At 59.3% G+C, this 2803-nt stretch carries 5 protein-coding genes and 1 pseudogene; 2 read left to right on the top strand and 4 right to left on the bottom strand.

Annotated features, from left to right (window positions below):
- The first annotated feature begins 226 nt into the window (after positions 1–226).
- A complete protein-coding gene (locus tag NKJ06_RS35075) occupies positions 227–643 on the top strand; it encodes a hypothetical protein (RefSeq protein ID WP_352812486.1) in 417 nt (138 codons plus the stop codon).
- A 112-nt stretch (positions 644–755) separates the two neighbouring features.
- On the opposite strand, the pseudogene NKJ06_RS35070 reads toward NKJ06_RS35075, so the two are convergent.
- From NKJ06_RS35070 to NKJ06_RS35060, 3 genes and pseudogenes are all read right to left on the bottom strand, one after another.
- Positions 756–1136 (bottom strand): annotated as a pseudogene (locus tag NKJ06_RS35070) (IS110 family transposase); the annotation flags it as partial.
- 75 nt (positions 1137–1211) lie between these two features.
- Positions 1212–1430 carry a helix-turn-helix domain-containing protein gene (locus tag NKJ06_RS35065; protein ID WP_111548122.1) on the bottom strand — a complete coding sequence of 73 codons (219 nt, stop codon included), beginning with the start codon at positions 1428–1430 and terminating at the stop codon, positions 1212–1214.
- Positions 1431–1634: 204 nt separating this feature from the next.
- Entirely contained in the window at positions 1635–1880 is a 246-nt protein-coding gene (locus NKJ06_RS35060) for a helix-turn-helix domain-containing protein (protein ID WP_352812484.1), read from the bottom strand.
- Between the two features lie 112 nt (positions 1881–1992).
- On the opposite strand from NKJ06_RS35060, the gene NKJ06_RS35055 reads away from it, so the two are divergent.
- Positions 1993–2268 (top strand): DNA -binding domain-containing protein, encoded by a 276-nt coding sequence (locus NKJ06_RS35055; RefSeq protein ID WP_023803403.1) that lies wholly within the window; start codon positions 1993–1995, stop codon positions 2266–2268.
- A gap of 12 nt (positions 2269–2280) precedes the next feature.
- On the opposite strand, the gene NKJ06_RS35050 is transcribed toward NKJ06_RS35055, so the two are convergent.
- On the bottom strand, positions 2281–2616 hold the full coding sequence (locus NKJ06_RS35050; protein ID WP_352812488.1) for a DUF2285 domain-containing protein: 336 nt from the start codon (positions 2614–2616) through the stop codon (positions 2281–2283).
- Positions 2617–2803: the final 187 nt, after the last annotated feature.

The raw sequence follows: 2803 nt of genomic DNA, 5'->3' as shown, positions 1-2803 counted from the left end.
CCTGCCGGCAGTGGCGCGCTGATCAGTCCGGCCCATGCCGGAGAGCGCGGCGACCAAGCCGTCAGCTACACCACTCCCTGGGACACGATCATCGGCGCCATATAATCCAGTGGTTGTGCGCCATCTGGCGCCTTGGCGGCCCTACAGTTGCTCTCATTGTCAGATCATCGACGATGTCGGACATGAGACCCAGCGCTCTGATCGGTTGTTCTGAACGATTTCCCGGTTGGTGCCCCACCCCGCAGACGCGCTGATCGGCATCTCGCTTTCCTCCTTCATGGCCGGCGAGCGTAGTTTTGCCATCCTCTTTGAACCAGGCGACAGGCGCTCCCTGCAGTCATTCTTCTGGAATAACGGGAAGCTCATTTTCTCCTACCTCGTTAACCTCGATCCGCGTTTCGAGATGTTCACCCCCGACCGCCAGGAATGGACGCGCCGAGCGCTGGACACCGTGCCCACCGAAGCGACTGTTCACCTCGGGTCGCTCGATGCGGAACGTCACGAGACCAATGTAGAGGTCCTCATTTCGGCTCAGGACCCAATCACGCCGCGGAAGCTTCTCCTACTAGACCTCAATGCCGCGCCGCCTCTTGGCGCTCCAGTAATCCTGAAGCGCAACCGGGATTTCACGCATCCGGGCTGATGGTCACGCGCCACGAGGCAGTCTCGACCGATGGTGAGATGATCCGCTATACGCAGGTCGGTCCGGCGAACGGGAACGGGGATGCCCCGGTCACCTCACCGCCTACGGCGGGTACGGCAAGTCGGTCCTGCCCCACTGGGGCCGACACCGGGAGTGGCGCCAGGCGCTGTCTGCACTCCTTGGCCCGATGTTAAGCTATCAATCTGGCGTCGACATCTTTCAGATGTGTTTGCAACTGCGCATTTTCTTGAGCATAAGCGCGCGAACAGCTCCCGCCGCCAATCCGGCAGTGTCCCATCTGCTAAGATACGCTCAAGCCGCGGTTCGATCTGCACATTCTTTGGCGGCGATCAGCCCATATTCTGTCGGATAGTTGCGGATCGCATTGGCGAGTGGCGTGCGATTGCGGGTCAGCCTGTCGCGCAGGTTCAACCAGCAGCAATGCCGGCTGGTTGTCGTCTGTCTTGACCGGTATGAAGCGGCGCATCGTCGGAATTCTACGCCCTCGCATCCGCGATCGGGGTGCGCCGTCATCTTGATCGAAAAAGACCCGGTCTCTGCGAAAGTTTCAGGCCTGTTTGTCGGGCCGCACGAGTTCCATGTGGCTCACGCCGAGGGCTTGTGCCAGCTCGTAGATCGTGACGATCGTCGGATTTCTGCGGCCTTTCTCCAAACCGCTTATGTACTGCTGACTGAAGCCGGAGATCTCGGCAAGCTGCTCCTGCGTCAGATGGTTCTTCTGCCTGAACCTCTGCACATTCCGTCCGACCAACTGGCGCATGTCCATCCGCCCAAGTCAGCGGATTAGGCATCTTGAGTTTATCAACTATAATATGTATTCCACACCGGAGGTCTCAATCCGCCCGCGGGCGGCTGCGCGGAACCGATTTTTCGGAGATAGGACAGCTGTGTTACACTCTGAACCGAATGCGCCGATCGCGGACGAGGTCCTGTTGAGGGCTTTTGTTGAGCAATCCAAGCGCAACGCCATCTACAGGTCACGAGAGCGACGCATTTGTGCCAGAAGCTCGCAAGGATCGATATCGAGAGCCTCGGTAACGTCGAGAAACTCAATTACGTCCAGCCGACGTTCACCACCCTCGTACTTGGCCACGAAGGATTGTGGGCGGCCCAGCATATCAGCAACCTGGGCCTGGGTGACCCCTTTGGTTTTGCGCGCCGCAATCAGCCGTTTTAGCAGCCGGCGCTGGCGAGCTGATCGAAGGGATTTCGGCATCAGACGAACCGGCCAATAAGGAACCGGCTCACCGCTAATCCCAGTTTCGGATTATCCCATTTTAGGATATTGTGCCGTGCGGGTGCGGAATAGGTCTTAGGCGAGACATGAAATGGTAGACAGATTGTTCCAACCTGCTGTTGCCGACGAGGTCCCATGGGCGGAGAGCCTGACCGCTTACGACGATGAACACTTCACGACATATTTGAAGCTCATAGACGCATGCGCCGACAATGCGAGCGAAGAAGAGATGGCGCAGGCGATATTGGGCATCGATCCAGTGCAAGAGCCAGCGCGCGCCCAAAGGGCGGTTCGCAGCCATCTCGCGCGCGCCCACTGGCTGGTGGTGGCGGGGTACAAAGAGCTGTTCTCTGGCCAAAAGGCCTGATGGTGACAATCGTTATAGAAGAAAACGCTTATAACCACCGTTCATGAGCCAGCGCCCGCGTCTGACTGCACGGCGGACGCTGTCGCGAAGATGGTCACGGGGGTCGGCCCAGTCCCGCTCGACGCGGGCTCTGCCGAAGAGGGCAAGGCCGATTTCGCGGTGTGGTGCGCCAGCGATGGAGCCGTCGAGCGCACGCAAGACGCGGCGCAACCGCGAGCAACGGGGCTCGGTCGGAAAGAATCCTGGTTGCAGGCTGCCGGTCCAACAGAGGCTGTTCAAACATTCCAACGCGTTCAGGCGTTGCTTCAGTTCCTCTGGCGACCAGAGGACGGAGAATGTCAATCGCACAGGTTCGAGGATGCTGACGCCGGAGGCAGCCAGCTGCAAGCTCCTGCCACTGTCCTCGACAAGGAGGTGCTGATGCCCGTCCCGCGTGACGAGTATGGAGATGCTGTGTTTCGGCGTGGAATAAGGGGTCTGACGCACTCTTGATGAAGTTCGGGATCATACGGCACCGATCAGCCTGGCTTGCAGG

The organism is Mesorhizobium sp. M0293 (genome assembly GCF_040321735.1).
Taxonomy (GTDB): domain Bacteria; phylum Pseudomonadota; class Alphaproteobacteria; order Rhizobiales; family Rhizobiaceae; genus Mesorhizobium.
The sequence above is the reverse complement of the archived record's forward strand: the minus strand, read 5'-3'. Positions and strand labels throughout refer to the sequence as shown.